This window comes from Streptomyces sp. CC228A, from assembly GCF_021390935.1.
Taxonomy (GTDB): Bacteria; Actinomycetota; Actinomycetes; order Streptomycetales; family Streptomycetaceae; genus Streptomyces.
The window spans coordinates 265,424-284,881 of sequence record NZ_JAJPUI010000002.1 but is presented as its reverse complement, the minus strand read 5'-3'; the positions used below and the strand labels follow the sequence as shown (position 1 = coordinate 284,881).

The 19,458-nt window shown below is 72.3% G+C and carries 21 protein-coding genes; 18 read left to right on the top strand and 3 right to left on the bottom strand.

Features of this window, described 5'->3' with window-relative positions; all coding sequences use genetic code 11:
* The 8 genes from L6E17_RS06700 (at window position 1) to L6E17_RS06665 (ending at window position 8,861) form a co-directional block, all read left to right on the top strand.
* Window positions 1-783, top strand: a complete 783-nt coding sequence (locus tag L6E17_RS06700; protein ID WP_236239852.1) for an enhanced serine sensitivity protein SseB C-terminal domain-containing protein — start codon at window positions 1-3, stop codon at window positions 781-783.
* 218 nt (window positions 784-1,001) lie between these two features.
* On the top strand, window positions 1,002-2,678 hold the full coding sequence (locus L6E17_RS06695; protein WP_236239851.1) for an ABC transporter substrate-binding protein: 1,677 nt from the start codon (window positions 1,002-1,004) through the stop codon (window positions 2,676-2,678).
* A gap of 88 nt (window positions 2,679-2,766) precedes the next feature.
* The gene (locus L6E17_RS06690; protein ID WP_236239850.1) at window positions 2,767-3,771 is read left to right on the top strand and encodes an ABC transporter permease; all 1,005 of its coding nucleotides are present in this window, start codon (window positions 2,767-2,769) and stop codon (window positions 3,769-3,771) included.
* A gap of 1 nt (window position 3,772) precedes the next feature.
* Window positions 3,773-4,726, top strand: a complete 954-nt coding sequence (locus tag L6E17_RS06685) for an ABC transporter permease (RefSeq protein WP_236239849.1) — start codon at window positions 3,773-3,775, stop codon at window positions 4,724-4,726.
* 6 nt (window positions 4,727-4,732) lie between these two features.
* Window positions 4,733-5,722, top strand: a complete 990-nt coding sequence (locus L6E17_RS06680) for an ABC transporter ATP-binding protein (protein ID WP_236239848.1) — start codon at window positions 4,733-4,735, stop codon at window positions 5,720-5,722.
* Window positions 5,719-6,795 carry an ABC transporter ATP-binding protein gene (locus tag L6E17_RS06675; protein WP_236239847.1) on the top strand — a complete coding sequence of 359 codons (1,077 nt, stop codon included), beginning with the start codon at window positions 5,719-5,721 and terminating at the stop codon, window positions 6,793-6,795. Before L6E17_RS06680 ends, L6E17_RS06675 begins: the two co-directional genes overlap by 4 nt.
* A gap of 541 nt (window positions 6,796-7,336) precedes the next feature.
* Window positions 7,337-8,017 (top strand): trimeric intracellular cation channel family protein, encoded by a 681-nt coding sequence (locus L6E17_RS06670; protein ID WP_236239846.1) that lies wholly within the window; start codon window positions 7,337-7,339, stop codon window positions 8,015-8,017.
* 25 nt (window positions 8,018-8,042) lie between these two features.
* On the top strand, window positions 8,043-8,861 hold the full coding sequence (locus L6E17_RS06665; RefSeq protein WP_236239845.1) for a thioesterase family protein: 819 nt from the start codon (window positions 8,043-8,045) through the stop codon (window positions 8,859-8,861).
* Between the two features lie 13 nt (window positions 8,862-8,874).
* Here the strand turns inward: L6E17_RS06665 and L6E17_RS06660 are convergent, their stop codons facing one another.
* Window positions 8,875-9,507 (bottom strand): TetR family transcriptional regulator, encoded by a 633-nt coding sequence (locus L6E17_RS06660; RefSeq protein ID WP_236239844.1) that lies wholly within the window; start codon window positions 9,505-9,507, stop codon window positions 8,875-8,877.
* Window positions 9,508-9,614: 107 nt separating this feature from the next.
* Here L6E17_RS06660 and L6E17_RS06655 point away from each other — a divergent pair, with 107 nt between their 5' ends.
* From L6E17_RS06655 to L6E17_RS06645, 3 genes are all read left to right on the top strand, one after another.
* Complete coding sequence (locus tag L6E17_RS06655) at window positions 9,615-9,776, top strand: hypothetical protein (protein ID WP_236239843.1); 162 nt, start codon at window positions 9,615-9,617, stop codon at window positions 9,774-9,776.
* A gap of 20 nt (window positions 9,777-9,796) precedes the next feature.
* A complete protein-coding gene (locus L6E17_RS06650) occupies window positions 9,797-10,183 on the top strand; it encodes a DUF4190 domain-containing protein (protein WP_236239842.1) in 387 nt (128 codons plus the stop codon).
* 79 nt (window positions 10,184-10,262) lie between these two features.
* Window positions 10,263-11,426 carry a cysteine desulfurase family protein gene (locus tag L6E17_RS06645; protein WP_236239841.1) on the top strand — a complete coding sequence of 388 codons (1,164 nt, stop codon included), beginning with the start codon at window positions 10,263-10,265 and terminating at the stop codon, window positions 11,424-11,426.
* Window positions 11,427-11,794: 368 nt separating this feature from the next.
* On the opposite strand, the gene L6E17_RS06640 is transcribed toward L6E17_RS06645, so the two are convergent.
* Entirely contained in the window at window positions 11,795-12,502 is a 708-nt protein-coding gene (locus tag L6E17_RS06640) for an N-acetylmuramoyl-L-alanine amidase (RefSeq protein ID WP_236239840.1), read from the bottom strand.
* A gap of 61 nt (window positions 12,503-12,563) precedes the next feature.
* Here L6E17_RS06640 and mnmA point away from each other — a divergent pair, with 61 nt between their 5' ends.
* From mnmA to L6E17_RS06620, 4 genes are all read left to right on the top strand, one after another.
* The gene (gene mnmA / locus L6E17_RS06635) at window positions 12,564-13,694 is read left to right on the top strand and encodes a tRNA 2-thiouridine(34) synthase MnmA (protein ID WP_236239839.1); all 1,131 of its coding nucleotides are present in this window, start codon (window positions 12,564-12,566) and stop codon (window positions 13,692-13,694) included.
* 144 nt (window positions 13,695-13,838) lie between these two features.
* Complete coding sequence (locus L6E17_RS06630) at window positions 13,839-14,273, top strand: hypothetical protein (RefSeq protein WP_236239838.1); 435 nt, start codon at window positions 13,839-13,841, stop codon at window positions 14,271-14,273.
* On the top strand, window positions 14,270-16,126 hold the full coding sequence (locus L6E17_RS06625) for an alpha/beta hydrolase (RefSeq protein WP_236239837.1): 1,857 nt from the start codon (window positions 14,270-14,272) through the stop codon (window positions 16,124-16,126). Before L6E17_RS06630 ends, L6E17_RS06625 begins: the two co-directional genes overlap by 4 nt.
* A gap of 95 nt (window positions 16,127-16,221) precedes the next feature.
* Window positions 16,222-16,710: a hypothetical protein gene (locus L6E17_RS06620; protein ID WP_236239836.1), complete on the top strand. Its 489-nt coding sequence runs from the start codon at window positions 16,222-16,224 to the stop codon at window positions 16,708-16,710.
* Here the strand turns inward: L6E17_RS06620 and L6E17_RS06615 are convergent.
* The gene (locus L6E17_RS06615; protein WP_236239835.1) at window positions 16,689-17,024 is read right to left on the bottom strand and encodes a DUF427 domain-containing protein; all 336 of its coding nucleotides are present in this window, start codon (window positions 17,022-17,024) and stop codon (window positions 16,689-16,691) included. The two genes, L6E17_RS06620 and L6E17_RS06615, sit on opposite strands and share 22 nt — an antisense overlap.
* A gap of 48 nt (window positions 17,025-17,072) precedes the next feature.
* Between L6E17_RS06615 and L6E17_RS06610 the strand changes: the two genes are divergently transcribed.
* Genes L6E17_RS06610 through L6E17_RS06600 form a run of 3 tightly spaced genes read left to right on the top strand, consistent with a single transcriptional unit; the run spans window position 17,073 to window position 19,368 of the window.
* The gene (locus L6E17_RS06610; protein ID WP_236239834.1) at window positions 17,073-17,612 is read left to right on the top strand and encodes a TIGR00730 family Rossman fold protein; all 540 of its coding nucleotides are present in this window, start codon (window positions 17,073-17,075) and stop codon (window positions 17,610-17,612) included.
* Between the two features lie 29 nt (window positions 17,613-17,641).
* Complete coding sequence (locus L6E17_RS06605; RefSeq protein ID WP_236239833.1) at window positions 17,642-18,331, top strand: SDR family oxidoreductase; 690 nt, start codon at window positions 17,642-17,644, stop codon at window positions 18,329-18,331.
* A 23-nt stretch (window positions 18,332-18,354) separates the two neighbouring features.
* Window positions 18,355-19,368, top strand: coding sequence for a methionine synthase (locus L6E17_RS06600; RefSeq protein WP_236239832.1), 1,014 nt, complete (start codon window positions 18,355-18,357; stop codon window positions 19,366-19,368).
* The last annotated feature ends 90 nt before the right edge of the window (window positions 19,369-19,458 follow it).

Below are 19,458 nucleotides of genomic sequence, written 5' to 3'. Positions count from 1 at the left end.
GTGAGCGCGTCAGGCACGGCGGCGGCCGGTCACGTGGAGCACATGCTGCGGCAGGTCACGCCCGGCCGCTACGACGCCTACGAGGCCCTGCTGCACGCACTGGCCGACAGCCAGGTGTGGATGCTGCTGTGGCACGGCCGGGCCGGGTCGCCCGACGCGCAGTACGGCAACGTCGAACTCGACGGGCACGGCTACGCCCCCTGCGTGACCTCCGCCCAGGAGCTCGCCGCCTCCGGCTGGAACCGCGACCACGAGGTCGTCGCCGTCCGCGACGTGGCCCGCACCCTCTACCCCGACCGCTGGGGCATCTGGCTCAACCCGCACGCCCCCGGCGGCGGCGTCGGCGTCCCGTGGGCCGACCTGCGCCGCATCGCCACCGGGCTGGACCGCATGCCCGCGGGCCCCCTGCGGCTCGGGGAACCCGCGCTCCAGCTTCCGCAGTTCTACGCCCTGCTCACCCAGAACGCGCACCGGACCGCCGCCGTCCGCTCGCTGCGCCGGGCCTGGGTGCAGCCGGCGCTCGGCACCCCGTACCTCGCCATCGGCCTCGACCTGTACGACACGAGCCCCGGCTCCGTCGACGCCGTGCGCGCCATGATGCAGCAGTCCGTCGGCGCCGTTCCCGACGGGCTGCCGGTCTCCACGGTCGCGATGTCCGACCCGTACGACCCGGTCGCGATGTGGCTGCGCGCCCACGCCCGCCCCTTCTACGACCGCGATGCCCACCTCGCCGCCCCGCCGGCGCCCGGCACGGCCGGTTACGGCTACCCGCAGCAGCGCTGACCTTCCTCTCCGCGACCCCGCGGAACGCGCCGTGAAGTCCCCTGTGTGTCCGGCGTGTTAACGCGCCCAGCGGGCTTGTCCCGGATGGGACCGGTTTGGCGACTGTCCGGGTCTCGACTAGGTATCACCGCTATCCGGACTGTTCTCCGCAGGTCCACCCGTGGGTAGTGTTCGGCCCACTCAAGACCTCATTCACTAGGCCAAACCAGGGGTGGCCCATGCGAATATTCAAGTCCCGTGCGGTCCGGGCGGTCACCGCGGCGCTGGCCGTCGGAATGATCGCCACGGGCTGCGCCAGCGAGCGCGACAAGGACAGCGGCAAGGGGGAGGGTGGCGGAAAGGACACGTTCGTGTTCGCCGGCGCGGGTGACCCGGGTTCTCTCGACCCCGCACTCGCCAGCGACGGCGAGACGTTCCGTGTGACGCGCCAGGCCTTCGAGGCCCTGCTGGAGCACGAGTCCGGCGGCAGCGAACTCGTCGGCGGCCTCGCCGAGAAGTGGTCCAGTGACCCGGCCGGCAAGGTGTGGACCTTCAACCTCCGCAAGGGCGTGAAGTTCCACGACGGGGAGACCTTCAACGCGGCCGCCGTCTGCGCCAACTACGACCACTGGTTCAACTGGACGGGCACGTACCAGTCGAGCGCGGTCTCGTACTACTGGCAGAAGATCATGGGCGGCTTCGCCAAGAACGAGGACAAGGAAGCCCCGAAGCCCAACTACAAGGGCTGCACCGCCAAGGACGACCACACCGCCGTCATCGAGGTGTACGAGCCGTCCGCCAACCTGCCCGGCGGCTTCTCCCTCCAGGCCCTGGCGATCCACTCGCCGAAGGCCCTCAAGGAGTACCAGAAGCAGGCTGCCGGCGGCAGCGGCGACGCCATCACCTACCCCGCGTACAGCCAGGAAGCCGGCACGGTCGCCGGCACCGGCCCGTACAAGATCGTCAAGTGGAACAAGGGCAACAAGGAGATCACCCTTGAGCGCTTCGACGACTACTGGGGCGAGAAGGCCAAGGTGAAGAACCTGGTCTTCCGGACGATCCCCACCGAGGAGGGCCGCCGTCAGGCGCTCCAGGCCGGTGACATCGACGGCTACGACCTGGTGTCCCCGGCGGACGTCAAGACCCTCGAAAAGGAGGGCTTCGAGGTCCCCACGCGTGACGTCTTCAACATCTTCTACCTGGGCATGACCCAGGAGAAGAACCCCGCGCTGCAGAAGCCCGAGGTCCGCCAGGCCATCGCGCACGCCATCGACCGCGAGAACATCGTCAAGACGCAGCTGCCCGAGGGCGGCAAGGTCGCCACGCAGTTCATGCCGGACACCGTCGCCGGCTGGTCGGACAAGGTGAAGACGTACCCGTTCGACACCGCCAAGGCGAAGCAGCTGCTGAAGGACGCCGGCGAGTCCGGCCTGAAGCTGGAGTTCTGCTACCCGACCGAGGTGACCCGGCCCTACATGCCGGCTCCGCAGGACATCTTCGAGCAGATGAAGGCCGACCTGGAGAAGGCCGGCATCACCGTCACGCCGAAGCCGATGAAGTGGGCGCCGGACTACCTGGACGCCACCGAGGCCGGTGCCTGCGCCCTGCACATGCTGGGCTGGACCGGTGACTTCAACGACGGCTACAACTTCATCGGCACCTGGTTCGCCAAGTACGACAAGCAGTGGGGCTTCAAGGAGCCCGCGCTCTTCGACGCCGTCAACGGCGCCTCGAAGGTGACCGACACCGCCCAGCGCGTCGAGGCCTACAAGGCCGCCAACGAGAAGATCATGGAGTACCTGCCGGGTCTCCCGATCTCCTCGTCGCCGCCGGCCATCGCGTTCGGCAAGAACGTCGTCCCGATGAAGGTCTCCCCGCTGACGCAGGAGAACTTCGCCGAGGTCTCCTTCAAGTAACCGCCACCGCACGCGCGGTCCGCCCGGCCACACCCAGCGTGGCCGGGCGGACCCGCTCTCGCGTAGACGTAAGAAAGGGGCATGCGGGGTGCTGCGACTCGTCGTACGAAGACTGCTTCAGCTCATACCCACCCTGCTCGGCCTGTCGGTTCTCCTCTTCATCTGGCTGAACCGACTGCCCGGCGGACCCGCCTCAGCGATCCTGGGCGAGCGCGCCACGCCGACCGAAGTGGCCCGCATCAACCGGGCACTCGGGCTCGACCAGCCCGTCTGGGTGCAGTACGGCCGTTTCCTCAAGCGCATCGCCCAGCTCGACCTGGGCACCTCCACCAAGACCGGGCAGCCCGTCTGGGACGAGTTCGCCCTGCGGTTCCCGGCCACCGTCGAACTCAGCCTGGCCGCCATGCTCATCGCCATCGCCGTGGGCATCCCGCTCGGCTACCTCGCCGCCCGGCGGCGCGGCGGCTGGCTGGACGTCGCCTCCGTCTCCGGCTCCCTCGTGGGCATCTGCGTGCCGGTCTTCTTCCTCGCCCTCATCCTCAAGGGCATCTTCGCCGTCAACCTCGGACTCTTCCCGAGCTACGGGAGACTCTCGACCGGCATCGACGCGACGAGTGTCACCGGCTTCGCCGTGCTGGACGGCGTCCTCACCGGCGAGTTCGACGCCGCATGGGACGCGGTCATGCACCTGGTCCTGCCCGCCGTGACCCTGGCGTCCATCCCGCTCGCCGTCATCGTCCGCATGACCCGGGCCAGTGTGCTGGAGGTCCTCGGCGAGGACTACATCCGCACCGCCGAGTCCAAGGGCCTGGAGAAGAGCGTCATCCGCCTCCGGCACGTCCTGCGCAACGCGCTGCTGCCGGTGGTCACGGCGATCGGTCTGCTCACCGGATCCCTGCTGTCCGGCGCCGTCCTCACCGAGTCCGTGTTCGCCTTCGGCGGCATCGGCTCCTTCATCAAGGACGCCATCGACGCCCGCGACTACCCGGTCCTCGTCGGCTTCATCATGTTCATCGCGATGGTGTACGTCGTCATCAACCTGCTGGTGGACCTGGCGTACAGCCTCATCGACCCGAGAGTGCGGGTGAACTGACGTGTCCACCAAGACCGACAAGATCGACCGCCTGGCGGAGCTCACCCAGCGGACCGAGACCACCTCGGGCGCCAGCCTGTGGCGCGAGGCCTTCCGGCGGCTCAAGGCCAGCAAGATGGCCGTCATCGGCGCGGCGGTCATCGCCGCCTTCGTCCTCGTCGCCGTCGTCGGCCCGTGGTTCGTGCCGTACTCGCCGACCGCGCAGACCTGGCGCGGCGAGGTCTTCGCCAACCGCGGCCAGTTCGTCGGTGCGCGCCCCGAGAACTGGTTCGGCCTGGACCACCTGGGGCGCGACATGTTCTCCAGGATGCTCGTCGGCGCCCGCCAGACCCTCCTCGTCGGTGTCGTGTCAATGCTCATCGGCCTCCTGGTCGGTGCGCTCATCGGCATGCTGTCCGGCGCCGCCGCCACGCTCGGCGGCCGGGCGGGACGGCGGGTCGACACCGTCGTCATGCGGTTCATCGACATGCTGCTGTCGCTCCCGTCGCTGCTCCTCGCCGTGTCCATCGCGGCCGTGATGGGCCAGTCGCTCACCACCGTGATGATCGCCGTCGGTGTCGTGCAGATCCCCGTCTTCGCCCGCCTGCTGCGCGGCTCCATGCTGGCGCAGGGCGGTTCCGACTACGTCCTGGCGGCGAAGGCGCTCGGCGTGAGGAAGAAGCGGATCGTCGTCACCCAGATCCTCCCCAACTCGCTCAGCCCCGTGATCGTCCAGGCGACCCTCAGCCTCGCCACCGCGATCATCGAGGCGGCCGCGCTGTCGTACCTCGGTCTGGGCAACCCGGATCCCGCCGTGCCCGAGTGGGGCGTGATGCTCGCCCAGGCGCAGCGGTTCTTCGACAACGCGCCGATGATGGCCGTCTACCCGGCGGTCGGGATCGTCATCACCGCCCTCGGCTTCACCCTGCTCGGCGAGGCCATGCGGGAAGCCCTCGACCCGAAGCTGCGAGGCTGAACGACCATGCCACTGCTCAGTGTTGACGAACTCACCGTGACGTTCGACGGACGTGGCCGGACGCCCACCGCCGCCGTGGACGGCGTCTCCTTCACCGTCGACCAGGGCCAGGTCGTGGGCCTGGTCGGCGAGTCCGGCTGCGGCAAGTCCGTCACGTCGCTCGCCCTCATGGGCCTGCTGCCCCGCAAGGGCGTGACGATCGGCGGGCGCGCCGAGTTCGACGGCGAGGACCTGCTCGCCATGAACCCGCGCAGGCTGCGCGACATGCGCGGCAGCCGACTCGCGATGATCTTCCAGGACCCGCTGTCCTCGCTGAACCCGGTCGTCCCGATCGGCGTCCAGGTCACCGAGATCCTCCAGCGCCACCGCGGCATGAAGGGCGAGGCGGCCCGGAAGGAGGCCGCGCACCTGCTGGACCGCGTCGGCATCCCCGACCCGCACCGCAGGCTGAAGGAGTACCCCCACCAGATGTCGGGCGGCATGCGCCAGCGGGCCCTGATCGCCATGGCGGTCGCCTGCGCACCGCGCCTGCTGATCGCCGACGAGCCGACGACCGCACTGGACGTGACGATCCAGGCCCAGATCCTGGAACTGCTGAAGGAGCTCGTGGACCAGGAGGGCACGGCCCTGCTGATGATCACCCACGACCTCGGCGTGGTGGCCGGGCTCTGCGACCAGGTCAACGTCCTGTACGCGGGCAAGGCCGTGGAGACGGCGGACCGCCGCGAGCTGTTCGCCCACCCCACGCACCCGTACGCGCACGGTCTGCTGGGCTCCATCCCCCGGCTGGACGCGCCGCGCGGCGAGCCGCTCCACCCGATCCGCGGCTCCATCAACGACAAGATCGCCTGGGTTGACGGCTGCGCGTTCGCCCCGCGCTGCGACCACTACACGCTGGAGTGCCTGTCGGGCACGCCCGCCCTGACCGAACCCGGGAACGCCGGCCACCAGGTCCGCTGCGTCAACCCGATCCTGCCCGAGGGGGTCCAGGCATGAGCCTGCTCGAACTGGACGGAGTGAAGGTCCACTTCCCGGTCAAGAAGGGACTGCTCTTCGACCGCACGGTCGGCCACGTGTACGCGGTCGACGGGGTGTCCCTGAAGGTCGAGGCCGGGCAGACGTACGGCCTGGTCGGCGAGTCCGGCTGCGGCAAGACCACGCTGGGCCGCGCGGTGCTGCGGCTGGTGGACATCACCGACGGCTCCGTCGTCTTCGACGGCACGGACCTTGCGGCGCTCCCCGAGGAGCAGATGCGCAGGTTCCGCCGGAGGCTCCAGATGGTGTTCCAGGACCCTCTGGGCAGCCTCAACCCCCGCCAGAACATCGAGTCCATCCTGACGGAGGGCATGCTGGCGCACGGCATCGGCGACGACCAGGAGGACCGGCGCAACCGGATCAAGGCGATCCTGGAACGGGTCGGCCTCCCGTCGAACGCCCTGTCCCGCTACCCGCACGAGTTCTCCGGCGGGCAGCGCCAGCGCATCGGGATCGCCCGCGCGCTCGTCCTCGAACCGGACGTCATCATCTGCGACGAGCCGGTCTCCGCGCTGGACGTGTCGATCCAGGCGCAGGTCATCAACCTGCTGGAGGAGCTCCAGGAGCAGCTCGGGCTGACGTACCTGGTCATCGCCCACGACCTGGCCGTCGTCCGGCACATCTCGGACGTCATCGGCGTCATGTACCTCGGCTCGCTCGTCGAGGAGGCCCCGAGCGACGCGCTGTACGAGTCGCCGAAGCACCCGTACACGCGCGCCCTCATGTCGGCGGTCCCCGTCCCCGACCCGGAGGTGGAGGACCGCCGCGAGCGGATCCTGCTGCACGGGGACCTGCCCTCCCCGGCCGCCCCTCCGGCGGGCTGCCGCTTCCACACGCGGTGCCCGTGGGCCCAGCCCCGCTGCGCGCAGGACCGTCCCGAGCTGACGGACACGGGCGACGGCCACCGGGTCGCCTGCCACTTCACCGCGGAGATCGAGGCGGGCACCCTCGCGCCCACGCGCCCGACGGGCCCGGAAGCGGTCACCGCCACCATCCCGGAGCAGCCCTCGGCCCCGGTCACGAAGGCCCCCTGACCGGCGCACGCGCAAGCCCTGCGGCGGGGCGCGCCCTGCCCTCCTGCCGGTACGGGTCTTCCGGCGGCGGGGGTGCGCTGTGCGCTTCTGCCTGTGCGGGGTTTCCGGCGGGGGTGCGCCCTGCCCCTCCTGCCTGTACGGGCCTTCCGGCGGCAGGGGCGCGCCCTGCCCATCTGCCTGTGCGGGGTTTCCGGCGGGGCCGCGTTCTGCGCTTCTGCCGGTACGGGGCTTCCGGTCGGGGTGCCCTGAGGGGTGCCCGTATGGGGATGCCGGCCGGGGTGCTGGGGCCTGTGCCCGCGCGGTCCCTGGCTCGGGTGGTCTGACGTGCGCCTGCGCGGGCCGGTGGCGGGGGCGTGCCGCCCGGGACCGCACAGCCCGGGACCGCGCAGCCGCACCGGCCCACCGGGCACACCGGACGAACTCCGCGGCCCCGCGGCGGCGCACTCCGCACCCCCGCGGCGGCACACCCGCAGTCCCGCGGCGGCGCACCCCGCCGCGGGGCTGCGGCGCGGCCGTCCGGCACGCGGGGTACAACGGTGCGGTGCTCCAGGATCTGTTCACCCCCTCCGTCCTCCACGCCGTGGACCTCGCGGGGATCTTCGTCTTCGCGATCTCCGGCGCGCTGCTGGCCGTGCGCAAGAACTTCGACGTCTTCGGCATGGCCGTCCTCGCCGAGTTCACCGCCCTCGGCGGCGGCCTCTTCCGCGACCTCGTCATCGGAGCCGTACCCCCGGCCGCCTTCACCGACCTCGGGTACTTCCTCACGCCGCTCGTCGCCACCGCCCTCGTGTTCTTCCTGCACCCCGTCGTGGAGCGCACCCAGGCGGCCGTCAACGTCTTCGACGCGGCCGGGCTCGGCCTGTTCTGCGTGGCCGGGGCGACCAAGGCGTACGACTACGGGCTCGGCCTGACCTCCTCGGCCGTGCTCGGCCTCGCCACGGCCGTCGGCGGCGGCGTCCTGCGGGACGTGCTCGCCAACGAGGTGCCGTCCCTGCTCCGCTGGGACCGCGACCTCTACGCGGTACCGGCGATCGTGGGCGCCACGATGGTCGTGCTCTTCATCCGCTTCGAGATGCTGAACCCTTTCACCAGCGGCCTGGCCGCGCTCACCGCCTTCGTCCTGCGGCTGCTCGCCCTGCGCTACCGCTGGCGGGCGCCGCGCGCCTGGAACCGCCGGTCGTCGGCCACCGAAGAACCTCCCCCTGGCAAAGCTACCGCTTAGTATTTTCCTGTTGTACGGTGCCGTCATGGACAGCCAGTTCGACCGCGACACCGCGGTGACCCTCCGCTCGCCGGGCCTCTACGACGCGGAGCTCTCCGCCGACTGGACGATCTTCGGCGTCGTCAACGGCGGCTACCTGCTCGCCCTGCTGGGCCGCGCGCTCGGCGACGCCCTGCCGCACCCGCACCCCTTCACGGTGTCCGCCCACTACCTGGCGCCCTCGCTGCCCGGCCCGGCCGTCATCCGGACCGAGACCGTCCGCACCGGGCGGAGCCTGTCCACCGGCCAGGCGTCCCTCTACCAGCAGGCCGAGGACGGCACCGAGGTGGAGAACATCCGCGTCGTCGCCACCTACGGCGACCTGGACGGCCTGCCCGACGACGTCCGCACCACCGCCAAGCCGCCCGCCATCCCCCCGTACGAGCACTGCCTGGGCCCCGCGGACGCCCCCGCCCCGCTGCCGGGCTCCTCCGAGATCGCCCGGCTCCTCGACCTCAAGCTCGACCCGGCGACCGTCGGCTGGGCCCTCGGCGCCCCGTCCGGCAAGGGCGAGATGCGCGGCTGGTTCGGCCTGGCCGACGGACGCGACCCGGACCCGCTGTCCCTGCTGCTCACCGTCGACGCGCTGCCGCCCACCGCCTTCGACCTGGGCCTCAACGGCTGGACGCCCACCGTCGAACTCACCACCCACATCCGCTGCCGCCCCGCTCCGGGCCCGCTGCGGGTCTCCATCACCACCCGCAACCTCGCCGGCGGGTTCCTGGAGGAGGACGCGGAGGTCTGGGACAGCGCCGACCGCCTGGTCGCCCAGTCCCGCCAGCTCGCACGCGCCCCCCGCCCGTAGCGGCGCGGCGCGCTCAGTCCAGCCAGTGGCGGCTGCCGATCACGATCAGCCGCATCCGCCGCCACGCCCTGCGGGCGACCTCGTCCACGGCCTCCGCGTCCTGGCCCGCCGCCAGGAACGCGGAGGCCGTCATGACCATGTGGTCGACGTACAGCCCGGCGAGCATCAGCACGTCGTCCGGCCCCCACCCGGCCGTCTCCGGCTGCCCCTCAAGCTCCTCGGCCACCTCCCGGGCGAACCGTTCGAGCTGCGCCGCGATCGCGTCCCGCACGGCCCGTACGCCGCCGTGCTGCTCCCGCGCCACGAACCGCACATGCGCCGGGAAGTCCCGGACCAGCGCGGCGATCAGCTCCACCGCTCCCGCGATCCGCTCCTCGCTGTCCCCGGTCGTCGCCAGCGTCGTGCGGATGGTGCCGTGCAGGCTGCCGAGCGCCTCCTCCACCAGCGCCACCCCCAGGTCCGCGGTGTCGCGGAAGTGGCGGTAGAAGGCGGTGGGGGTGACCCCGGCCGCCCGCGTCACCTCCCGCAGGCCCAGGCTGCTGAGGCTCTGCTCCTCCAGCAGCGCGAGCGCCGCGTCGAGGAGGGCCTGTCGGGTCTTCTGCTTGCGGGCCTGCCGGACCCCCGTGGCGGCGGTGGTGTGACTCATGCCATGCAGTAAACAACTGTTCTCCGAAGGGTTCCAGCGGCGAAACCACCTAGACTGAAGAGTCAGTGCACAGTTGTCACCTAACCGTCGTATCAGGAGGCAACCCGATGCTCTTCCTCGTAGCCGCCCTGCTCCTCCTCGGCACCTTCATCGGCACCCCGGCGTTCCTGCCGCTGCCCGCCACGGCGGTCGCCGCCACCGCGGTCGCCCTCTGGCTCCTGGTCTTCGCCGCCCGGGAGCGCCGCACCCGTACGCGCCGCACCAGCTGACCCACGGTCCGGAGGCCGCCATGAAGACCACCGCATCCACCACAGCCACCGCATCCACCGCCCCCCTCGCCGGCCCCTCGCCCGCGGACCCTGTCCGGGCCGCCCCGACCGGGGAGTCCGCCGGGTCGAAGGGGGCCGCCGGGGCGCCCGGCACGTCCGCCGCCGCGGCCCGGAAGCGGGACGCCGACGGCATGGCCGTCGCCTCCTTCGTCCTCGGCCTCGTCGGGCTCGTCGCCTTCAACCTCCTGCTCGGCCCCCTCGCCATCGGCCTCGCCGTCCTCGCCCTGCGCCGCCGCACCCGCCGGCGGGGGAGGGCCCTCCTCGGTTTGGCCCTGGGCGTCGCCGACCTCGCCGTCCTCGCCGCGCTCGTCACCGCGAACGGCACCGTGTCCTGGAGCCTCGGCTGACGCACCGGCACGAGCCGGTGACGGAATGGCGCGATCCGGCACGTCAGCCCGGACGGGGGCCCGTAGAATCGGCGGCACCATGGTTTACCTCGACCACGCCGCGACCACTCCGATGCTTCCCGAGGCGATCGAGGCGATGACCGCCCAGCTCGCCGCCACGGGGAACGCCTCCTCCCTGCACGCCGCCGGCCGTCGGGCGCGCCGCACCGTCGAGGAGGCGCGCGAGGCCCTCGCCGAAGCGCTCGGGGCGCGGCCCAGCGAGGTCGTGTTCACCTCGGGCGGCACCGAAGCCGACAACCTCGCCGTGAAGGGCCTGTACTGGTCCCGCAGGGGCGCCGACCCGCGCCGCGTCCGGGTCCTCGCGAGCCCCGTCGAGCACCATGCCGTCCTGGACGCCGTGCACTGGCTCGGTGAGCACGAGGGCGCCACCGTCGAGTACCTCCCCGTCGACGGGTACGGACGCGTCCACCCCGACGCCCTGCGCGAAGCCATAGCCCGCGACCCCGCGAGCGTCGCGCTGGCCACCGTCATGTGGGCGAACAACGAGATCGGCACGGTGCTGCCGGTCCGCGAACTCGCGGAGGCGGCGCGCGAGTTCGACGTGCCGCTGCACTCCGACGCCGTGCAGGCCTTCGGTCAGGTGCCGGTGGCCTTCGGCGACTCCGGGCTCGCCGCCATGACGGTGACCGGACACAAGATCGGCGGCCCCTACGGCATCGGCGCGCTGCTGCTCGGCCGCGCCTACAGCCCCGTGCCCGTCCTGCACGGCGGCGGCCAGGAGCGCCACGTGCGCTCCGGCACCCTCGACGTGCCCGCCGTCGCCGCCTTCGCCGTCGCGGGGCGGCTCGCCGCCGAGCGCCGCGAGGAGTTCGCCCGCGAGATCGGCGCGCTGCGGGACGAACTCGTCGACGCCGTCCGCTCGGCCGTGCCGGACGCCGTCCTCGGCGGCGACCCCGTCGACCGCCTCCCCGCCAACGCCCACTTCAGCTTCCCCGGCTGCGAGGGCGACTCGCTGCTGCTCCTCCTCGACGCGCAGGGCATCCAGTGCTCCACCGGCTCCGCGTGCACCGCCGGGGTGGCCCAGCCGAGCCACGTCGTCCTCGCCACGGGCACCGACCCGGAGCTGGCGCGCGGCACGCTCCGCTTCTCCCTCGGCCACACCACCACCCGCGCCGACATCGAGGCCGTCGCCAAGGCCATCGGCCCGGCCGTGGAGCGGGCCCGGACGGCCGGCCTCAGCTGACCGCGGCGCCCGCCGGCCGACGCGGCGGCGCCGGATCCCGGCCGCAGCCCACCGCCTCCGGGCCCGGCCGCGCGGGTACGGACAGCAGCCCACCGCCTCCGTACCGCGCCCGGCGGTGCCGGTACCGGAAGCAGCCCACCGCCTCCGTACCGCGCCCGGCGGTACCGGATCCAGTCCACCGCCTCGGTACCGCGCCCGGCGGTACCGGTACCGGAAGCAGCCCACCGCCTCCGCGCCCGATGACCCGCAGGCGGGCGCACGCCGTGGCCCGCCACCCGGCGGAGGCCGTCGCCATCAGGCGACCCCCACGGGGACACCCGCCCGCCCGGCCGCCCGATGCCCCGGCCGCACGTCGCCGTCCCGGCCCTTCAGGCCCCGCCGGCGCCCGGCTCAGGAGCGGACGGCGAGGGCGACGGAGGGTTCGCGGCCGCCTCCCGCACCAGCTTCAGGTACCGGTCCCAGTCCCAGTGCGGGCCCGGGTCCGTGTGGTCCGTGCCCTCCACCTCGACGTGCCCGATGATGTGCTCCCGGTCGACCGGTATGCCGTACCGCCCGCAGATGTCGGCCGCCAGCCGCGCCGACGCGGCGTACATCTCCGCCGTGAAGTCCTGCGGACGGTCCACGAAGCCCTCGTGCTCGATGCCGATGCTCCGCTCGTTCATGTCGCGGTTCCCCGCGTGGAAGCCCACGTCGAGCTCGCGGATCATCTGCGCGATCCGCCCGTCCTTGCCCACCACATAGTGCGTGGCCGCCCCGTGCAGCGGGTCCTTGAACACCCGCAGGGCCGTGGCGTAGCTGCCCTGCACCACGTGGATCACGATCCGGTCCACCGTGTAGTCGTCCGGCCGGTCGGCCCGCCGCCAGTTCGCCCGCGACGCCGCCGTCCACACCGCGCCCGCGTGGTCGAGCTCGCCCTCCTTCCGCGGCTTCTCCGTCCCGGGCAGGAGCCACCACATGCGCTCCAGCTCGTCCCAGCCCGCCGCCACCCCGCCCGCCAGAGCGGCGCCGCCGCCGATCAGCAGGGCCCGCCGTCCCAACCGCTTCCGCCCGCCGTCCGGGCCCTGTTCGCTCCCCATGTGACCATGAACGCACACGCCCGCCGCGACGGTTCCCGCGGCCCCGTACCCTGGTAGGGCTATGACTGAGACCTCCCCCCGCCCCCTCCGCGTCCTCGCCGCCATGTCCGGCGGTGTGGACTCCGCCGTCGCCGCCGCCCGCGCCGCCGAGGCGGGCCACGACGTGACCGGGGTGCACCTGGCGCTCTCCGCGAACCCGCAGTCCTTCCGCACCGGCGCCCGCGGCTGCTGCACCATCGAGGACTCCCGCGACGCCCGCCGCGCCGCGGACGTGATCGGCATCCCCTTCTACGTCTGGGACCTGGCGGAACGCTTCCGCGAGGACGTGGTGGAGGACTTCATCGCCGAGTACGAGGCCGGGCGCACGCCCAACCCGTGCCTGCGCTGCAACGAGAAGATCAAGTTCGCGGCGCTCCTCGACAAGGCCCTCGCGCTCGGCTTCGACGCGGTGTGCACCGGCCACTACGCGAAGGTCGTCACCCTCGCCGACGGCACGCGCGAGCTGCACCGCGCCTCCGACGAGGCCAAGGACCAGTCGTACGTCCTCGGCGTCCTGGACGAGAGGCAGCTCGCCCACGCCATGTTCCCGCTGGGCGACCCCGTGACCACGAAGGACGAGATCCGCGCCGAGGCGGAGCGCCGCGGCCTGGCGGTCGCGAAGAAGCCCGACAGCCACGACATCTGCTTCATCGCCGACGGTGACACCCAGGGCTTCCTCGCCTCCCGCCTCGGGAAGGCGGAAGGCGACATCGTCGACGAGTCCGGCACCCGGCTCGGCACCCACGACGGCGCGTACGGCTTCACCATCGGCCAGCGCAAGGGCCTGCGCATCGGCCACCCCGCCCCCGACGGCAAGCCCCGCTACGTCCTCGACATCTCCCCGGTGGACAACACCGTGACCGTCGGCCCGGCGGAGGCCCTGGACGTGGTCGCCCTCACGGCCGTCAAGCCCCGCTGGTGCGGCCGCGCCCCCGAGGGCCCCGGCACGTACACCGCGCAGCTGCGCGCCCACGGCGGCGAGACCGACGTCACGGCGGAGGCCGTCGACGGCGAGCTGCGCGTCACCTTCGCCGAGCCCGTCCGGGGCGTCGCACCCGGCCAGGCCATCGTCCTCTACGACGGGACGAGGGTCGTCGGCTCCGCGACCATCGCCGCCACCACCCGCCGCCCGCGGGCCGCCGTCGGCAGCTGACCACTCACCCGCCCCCGGCCGGGGCCGCGTCAGCGAACGGGCGCGTGCACGACCCCCTCGCGATGTGCGCTAACGTCTCCTGCTGCGCGGTTGCGAAAGCAAGGCGCCATGGCACGACTGCATGGCGAATCGGGGGATCGTACGGTGGAGTACTCACAGCGGTGGCAGGAGCTGTTCGACCTGCCGCCGGGACAGCACGGTACGGCGCGGACGGTCCTCGCCTCCGCGGACAGCGGCGGACCGCGCGGCACGGGCGGCGGCCAGGGCACCCTGCAGCACACGAAGGGACCGTGGAGCAGCGCGTCCGCCACCGCCTCCGACCTGCGGACGAACACGGAGAAGAGCCGCGCCTGCCTCGCCCCCGGCCACACCGGCGTCACGTCGGGCGGCGCGGGCCTCGCGTCGGCGGCGGCCCTCACGAGCGTGCTGACATCCTGGGAGGACCGGCTCGCGTCCGTACGCGACGAGTGCGACCACCTCGACGGGGCGCTCCTGAAGGTGGCCAAGGAGATGGGCGAGACCGACCTCGCGGTGAAGGACTCCCTCACGCAGGTACGGAAGGCCGGTGAGGCGCCGTGACCAGTACCCTCACCTGGCAGCAGCTCCGCGACCTGAAGCGCTCCGTGTTCGAGGACGCGGGCGACCGGTGGCACGAGGTCTCCAGCCGCTCGGCGACGGACCGCACGCGGGTCGATCGGGCCATGTCCAAGCAGCTCCGCGACACCCAGGAGAGCGAATCCGCCGAGAAGGCGCTGGGGCGCCTGCAGCGGCTCAGCCGCAACTTCCAGTATCTGCACACCGAGTGCGGCCTCGTACGGACCGCCCTCAACGGCCTCGCCGCCGACCTCGCCGCACCCCAACGCAGGCTCCAGCAGGCCCTGGAAGACGCCGCGACCCTGAACCTCACCGTCCACCAGGACGGTTCCGTCAGCTTTCCGGCCGCCGAGGTCGAGAACGTCGCCGGGGAGAAGCGGCAGGTGCCGGGCGGCACGGTGCGCGGCGGCCGGCTGCCGCTGGACCCGCAGCCCCTCGACAGCCGCGGCTTCACGTCCCCGTACGTCGACAGCGCGCCCGGGCTCCGGCTCGTCAACCCGCACGCCGCGAAGGCCGAGGACGTCGCCCACCGCATCACCCAGGCGGTGAACGCGGCACGCGAGGTCGACGCCCGGTACGCCAAGGCGCTGAACGAACTGAAGGCGGAGAAGGGGCTCGACGTCACGGCGGCGATGCTGAAGGACGCCGCGCACGACACCGCCGTCGTCCGCGACGCCGCCGACGCCTACCTGGCCCGCGCCGTCCCGGAGGACAAGACGCCCGCCGAACGCCGGGCGTGGTGGGAGAACCTGGGGGAGGAGCAGCGCCAGGAGTACCTGGTGATCGCACCGGACCTCATCGGCAGCCTGGACGGCATCCCGGCCGCCACCCGCGACGAGGCCAACCGCACCTACCTTCCCGTCCTCATCGCCGAACTGGCGCAGCGGACAGGCGACGACGACGCGCAGACGAAGCTGGACGCGCTGCGGATGATCCAGGACAAGCTGAACCAGCCGAGCCACCCGCCGATGTATCTGCTGGGGATCGGGGAGGAAGGGAACGGCCGGGCGATCGTCTCGTACGGCAACCCCGACACGTCCCGGCACGTGTCGGCGTACGTGCCGGGCCTGGACACCAGTCTGAACGAGACGTTCGTCAAGGAAACCATGGTGCGGGCCCAGAACACCGCCATCGGCGCACGCAAGTACGATCCCTCAAGTGCCTCCATCGTGTGGCTTGGCTACGACGCTCCGCAGTTGACGAACATGCACGTGCTGGGCACGGGCGACGCAGAACGGGGGGCGCCTGCCTACAGCTCCTTCATGGACGGTCTCCAGGCCACGAACCGCCATTCCGACCTCCACCTGACAGCCATCGGGCACTCGTACGGCTCTCTCACCGTGGGTACGGCAGCCAAGGAGCCCGGCGGCATCCCGGGCGTCGATGACGTCATCCTGCTGGGCAGCCCGGGCGTGGGGGTGGACAGGGCGGAGGATCTCGGCGTCGGCAAGGAACACGTCTTCGTCGGTGCGGCGGACAACGACATCGTGACCCACCTGCCGTCGAAGACCCAGGGGAGAGCAGCACTGATCGGTGCCGGTGTGGGCTCCCTTGCCGGGCCGGTCGGGACGGTGCTGGGAACGGTAGTCGCAGGGGAGATCAGTGACCCCGGCAGCGACGACCTGTACTTCGGCAAGGACCCCGCCAGCGAGGCCTTCGGAGCACAGCGCTTCCAGACCCTGACCGGCCCGCACCCCGTCACTAGCGGAGACCCGTTCCAGGCCCACTCCAACTACTTCACGCCGCAGGGCGCGGATTCCGATCCCGTCTCTGCGTCCAACATCGCTCTGATCGTCGCCGGGAAATCCGGCGAAGTGGTCAAGGAGGAGTACCGGTGACACGTGGGGCACGGGCGCTACGGAGGTCCTTTGCGCTCACGCTGGCCGGTTTGGTCGTCGTGGGATGCGGAGTCGCAGGCGGAGGGGCAGCAGACATGAACATGCAGGAAGCCGCGGAGCGCGCGGACTCCATGCTGGACACGACGATCAAGGCGGTGGTGCCGGAGATCCAGTGGACGCACGACACCACGACCGCATCGAGCTGCGAGGTGTGGCGTCGGCGCACCGTCCTCACGATCATTTCCGACGCGCGACGCGGCAACTTCCTCGGAGTGGTCGAGCGTCACTGGAAGAAGAGCGGCTACCGCATCAGCGCTGTGAGGAAGAGCGCCGACGTGCCGGCCATCTTCGCCGAGTCCGCCGACGGCTTCCGGATCACCCTGGAGTTCGGCCACAAAGGCCAAGCCTTCTTCGAAGTGGCCACCCCCTGCGTGGAGGAGTCGGCAGTGGCCGACCCGACGTCGCAGCCCAACGGCCCCGCGTACGCCCCCGGTGGGATCCCCACGCCCAACGTGCGCTCCGACTTCTGGTCGGCGGCGGGTCCGGCCGTCCCGCCTGCCGGTCAGCCCTCGTCCTCCTCGTAGAAGCAGAAGTGGCCCTTGACGGCCGCCACTTCCGGCTTCGGGTCGAGGTAGGCCCACACCGCGTCGGGGCGGCCCGGCAGGGACCAGTACGAGGCGGTGCCCTTGAAGGGGCAGTACGTGCGCGTGTCCGACGGGGCGAGCAGGTCCTCGCGGACGTCCTCCGTCGGGATGTAGCGGCGGGTGCGGCACCCCGTCTCCCGGAGGGTCAGCGCGCGGGTGGTGTCGGCCACCACCCGGCCGTCGCGTGTGACGCGGACCGGCTCGGTGGCCGGTTCGACCGTGATGCGGTGCCCCGAAGGCGTCCTGTCGCTCATGACGGGTGAACGGCGGGCGGCCCGCCGGTGTTCCCGTACCGTTGCGCCATGGACATCTGCGTCTTCCTCTCCGCCGCCGACCTGGACGAGCGCTACACCGCACCCGCCCGCGAGTTCGCCGCGCTGCTCGGCAAGGGCGGCCACACGCTCGTGTGGGGCGGCTCCGACGCGGGGCTCATGAAGGTCGTCGCGGACGCGGCGGAGGAGGCCGGCGGGCGGCTCGTCGGCGTGTCGGTGCAGTTCCTCCACCACAAGGCCCGCCCCGGCGTCGACGAGATGGTCATCGCGAAGGACCTCGCCGAGCGCAAGGCGGAGCTGCTGGCGCGGGCCGACGCCGTCGTCGTCATGGTGGGCGGCACCGGAACCCTCGACGAGGCCACCGAGATCCTGGAGCTGAAGAAGCACGGCCTGCACGACAAGCCGGTCGTGCTGCTGAACACGGCGGGCTTCTACGACGGGCTGAAGGAGCAGTTCCGCCGGATGGAGGCGGAAGGGTTCCTGCCGCTGCCCCTCACCGAGCTGGTGTTCTTCGCCGAGGACGGGGCCTCCGCCCTCGCCTACCTGGAGGAGGCCGCCGGGATCCGGTGACCGGCGCGCCGGGTGCGAGGATGACCCGTATGGCTACTCATCTGATCACCGGCGCCGGCTCCGGCATCGGCGCCGCCGTCGCGCGCCGGCTCCACGCGCGCGGAGACGAGCTGATCCTGCTGGCCCGTGACGCCGGGCGGGCCAGGGAACTGGCCGCGGCGCACCCGGGGGCGAAGACCCTCGTCGGCGACCTCGCCAACCCCGACCGGCTGTCCTGGGCCTTCTCCCACCAGGCGCTCCCGGACCGGCTCGACTCCCTGCTGCACATCGCGGGCGTCGTCGAACTCGGGGCGGTGGGCGAGCTCGGGCTGAAGGCGTGGCGGAGCCAGCTCGACGTGAACCTCCTCGCCCCGGCCGAGCTGACCCGGCTGCTGCTGCCGCAGCTGCGCGCGTCCCAGGGGCACGTGGTGTTCGTGAACTCCGGCGCCGGGCTGAACGCGCACGCCGAGTGGTCGGCGTACGCCGCCTCCAAGCACGGGCTCAAGGCCCTCGCCGACTCCCTGCGCGCCGAGGAGCACGCCCACGGGGTGCGCGTCACCTCCGTGTACCCGGGCAGGACCGCCAGCCCCATGCAGGCCAAAGTGCACCACCAGGAGGGCAAGGCGTACGACCCGGCCCGCTGGATCGACCCCGAGTCCGTGGCCACCACCCTCCTCATGGCGCTCGACCTGCCGCGGGACGCCGAGGTCAACGACCTCACCGTGCGGCCGGGGCGGTAGGCCCTTGCGCGTACCCTTCCCGGGTGAGCGAGAACATCCGTAGCGAGGACGTCATCTGGGGCCCGGCCACCGGGGTGGGCTCCCTGCCGGGCGGCGACGCCCGCGAGGCCGCGAGGACCGTCACCGGGTCCTTCGAGGACTTCGTCCACTTGCCGGAGCTGCCGGCCCGCGGCCCCGGAGCGGACATGATCGGCCGGACCGCCGGGATGCTGGTCGACATGTACGCGCACGTCGAGCCCAGCGGCTGGCGCATCAGCGACCGGCCCGGCCGCGACACCCGGCGGGCCCGCTCCTGGCTCGGGGAGGACCTGGACGCGCTGGAGGAGTCCACCCAGGAGTACGACGGGACGTTGAAGGTGCAGGCCGTCGGGCCGTGGACCCTCGCCGCCGCCCTGGAGCTGCGCGGCGGCGAGGCCGCCCTGGCCGACCCCGGTGCCTGCCGCGACCTGGCCGGCTCCCTCGCCGAGGGGCTGCGCGGCCACCTCGCGGATGTCCGGCGGCGCGTGCCGGGCGCCCGCGTCGTCCTCCAGCTCGACGAGCCGTCGCTGACCGCGGTGCTGCGCGGTCAGGTGAGGACCGCCAGCGGCTACCGCACCTACCGGGCCGTGGACCGGCAGGTCGTGGAGGCCGGGCTGCGGGACGTCATCGCGGCCGCCGAGGTCCCCGTGGCCGTGCACTCCTGCGCCCCCGACGTGCCGTTCGCGCTGCTCCGCCGCGCCGGCGCCGCAGCCATCTCGTTCGATTTCGGACTCCTCACGGATCGTGACGACGAGGCGGTCGGGGAGGCCGTCGAGGGCGGCACGAAGCTGTTTGCCGGCGTCGTGCCCTCCACCGACGGCCCGTTGTCGGACCCTGCCGGTAGCGTCATGGGTGTCAGGACGCTGTGGCGCAGGTTGGGGCTGCATCCGGGCACGCTCGCGCACGCCTTGGTGATCACCCCGGCGTGCGGTCTGGCGGGTGCCTCGCCCGCCTACGCCCGCCGCGCACTGGCGCACTGTGTCAAGGCGGCGAAGTCCCTCGCGGACAACCCTGAGTAACGGGAGGATCGACGTGGCGGTCGAACAGGACGGTCGGGACCGGCAGGACGGGCAGGGCGGTCGCGACCGGCAGCTCGGGCAGGACGACGC

Coding starts and splice junctions, on each gene's coding strand:
- L6E17_RS06645 (WP_236239841.1), top strand. CDS start 10,263: ATGGTTTACCTCGACCACGCCGCGACCACTCCGATGCTTCCCGAGGCG.
- L6E17_RS06665 (WP_236239845.1), top strand. CDS start 8,043: ATGGACAGCCAGTTCGACCGCGACACCGCGGTGACCCTCCGCTCGCCG.
- L6E17_RS06605 (WP_236239833.1), top strand. CDS start 17,642: ATGGCTACTCATCTGATCACCGGCGCCGGCTCCGGCATCGGCGCCGCC.
- L6E17_RS06655 (WP_236239843.1), top strand. CDS start 9,615: ATGCTCTTCCTCGTAGCCGCCCTGCTCCTCCTCGGCACCTTCATCGGC.
- mnmA (WP_236239839.1), top strand. CDS start 12,564: ATGACTGAGACCTCCCCCCGCCCCCTCCGCGTCCTCGCCGCCATGTCC.
- L6E17_RS06680 (WP_236239848.1), top strand. CDS start 4,733: ATGCCACTGCTCAGTGTTGACGAACTCACCGTGACGTTCGACGGACGT.
- L6E17_RS06610 (WP_236239834.1), top strand. CDS start 17,073: ATGGACATCTGCGTCTTCCTCTCCGCCGCCGACCTGGACGAGCGCTAC.
- L6E17_RS06650 (WP_236239842.1), top strand. CDS start 9,797: ATGAAGACCACCGCATCCACCACAGCCACCGCATCCACCGCCCCCCTC.
- L6E17_RS06615 (WP_236239835.1), bottom strand. CDS start 17,024: ATGAGCGACAGGACGCCTTCGGGGCACCGCATCACGGTCGAACCGGCC.
- L6E17_RS06640 (WP_236239840.1), bottom strand. CDS start 12,502: ATGGGGAGCGAACAGGGCCCGGACGGCGGGCGGAAGCGGTTGGGACGG.
- L6E17_RS06695 (WP_236239851.1), top strand. CDS start 1,002: ATGCGAATATTCAAGTCCCGTGCGGTCCGGGCGGTCACCGCGGCGCTG.
- L6E17_RS06675 (WP_236239847.1), top strand. CDS start 5,719: ATGAGCCTGCTCGAACTGGACGGAGTGAAGGTCCACTTCCCGGTCAAG.
- L6E17_RS06660 (WP_236239844.1), bottom strand. CDS start 9,507: ATGAGTCACACCACCGCCGCCACGGGGGTCCGGCAGGCCCGCAAGCAG.
- L6E17_RS06620 (WP_236239836.1), top strand. CDS start 16,222: ATGAACATGCAGGAAGCCGCGGAGCGCGCGGACTCCATGCTGGACACG.